The sequence below is a fragment of the Streptomyces sp. 378 genome (genome assembly GCF_030124145.1).
In the GTDB taxonomy this organism is placed as follows: domain Bacteria; phylum Actinomycetota; class Actinomycetes; order Streptomycetales; family Streptomycetaceae; genus Streptomyces.
Map to the genome: position 1 here is coordinate 1 of NZ_JASKMS010000082.1, position 1,182 is coordinate 1,182.

2 protein-coding genes are annotated in these 1,182 nt (G+C 70.3%); one reads left to right on the top strand and one right to left on the bottom strand.

Annotated features, from left to right (window positions below; genetic code table 11):
* The first annotated feature begins 113 nt into the window (after positions 1-113).
* Positions 114-650 carry a hypothetical protein gene (locus QNO09_RS39580; protein WP_283975061.1) on the top strand — a complete coding sequence of 179 codons (537 nt, stop codon included), beginning with the start codon at positions 114-116 and terminating at the stop codon, positions 648-650.
* On the opposite strand, the gene QNO09_RS39585 is transcribed toward QNO09_RS39580, so the two are convergent.
* Positions 607-1,182 (bottom strand): IS5 family transposase (locus QNO09_RS39585; protein ID WP_283975062.1); only part of this gene is annotated, 576 nt, incomplete at its 5' end. The genes QNO09_RS39580 and QNO09_RS39585 overlap by 44 nt on opposite strands.

Consider the following 1,182-nt stretch of genomic DNA (forward strand, 5'->3'; position numbering starts at 1 on the left):
AGAAGCTGTTGTCTTTCCGGGCGTGATCGGTGCGTTTCCGCTGGTCGGGGATAGCAGTGGTGGTTCCGTGGGAGTGGTGGCCTGTCGGGTCGTCGCTCCTCGGGAGGTCACGAATGCCGTCAGTCGTCGGACTGCTGGAACAGCACGAGCTCGCCGCTCGCCGTCGAGTCGACGGGCTGCGGGAGGAGGCCGGCCGCATCCAGGCCGAACTGGCCGCGGCCGAGCAGGAATGGCAGGAGTGGGCGATTGCCCGCAGGCGGGTCGACACGGTGCTGGCTCCGGACGGCGGCAACACCGCCGGCACCGAGGTCACTGGGGATCCGCGGGATGCGGACGCGCCCCCGGAACCCCGGGATGCGGCGAAGCCGAAGTCGCAGGTGCCGGTGTGGCGTGAGGGCCTTGACGGGTCGGTGCTGTCGGTGGACTACCAGCGCATCCTCACGGCGCTCGCGGACCGGAACCGGCTCCATCAAGGGCCGCTGACCTGCCAGGAGATGGCCCAAGCGTTCGGCATGGACCTGGTGCCGGCACGAGTGGAGGCACTGCGGTCGAAGGCGAAACGCCTGGTCGCGCGGGGCTGGCTGGCCGAGCGGCAGCCGGGCCGGTTCACTCTTGCCCAGGGTGTGGCCGGGCAAGGCGGCGCGTCATGAGCAGGGTCATCGACCAGTAGACCATCGCCTCGGCGCTGGTGGTGCGCCGCTCGAAGTCGCGCACCAGACGGCGGCTTCGCATCAGGTGGGCGAAGAGGCGCTCGACGATCCACCGCTTGGGCAGCACCACGAAGCCGCGCATGTCGTCGCTGCGTTTCACGATCGCCAGGACCAGCGCGAGCCTGGCCAGGCAGTACTCGACGAGGCTGCCGGTGTAGCCGCCGTCGGCCCAGACCAGTTCCAGCCGGTGGTGCACTTCGGCGACCTGCCTGAGCAGCACCTGGGCGGCGATGCGGTCGCCAGTGTCCGCGGCGGTGACCATCACGCCCAGCAGCAGGCCGAGCGTGTCGACCACAACATGCCGCTTGCGGCCGTTGACCAGCTTGCCGCCGTCGAAGCCCCGGCTGTCCGCGCCGACCACGGCGTCCGCTTTGACGGACTGCGAGTCGATCACTGCGGCCGTCGGCTGCGCGTCCCGCCCCAGCTCCTCGCGGACCCTCACGCGCAACCGGTCGTGGAACTCCTTGACCAG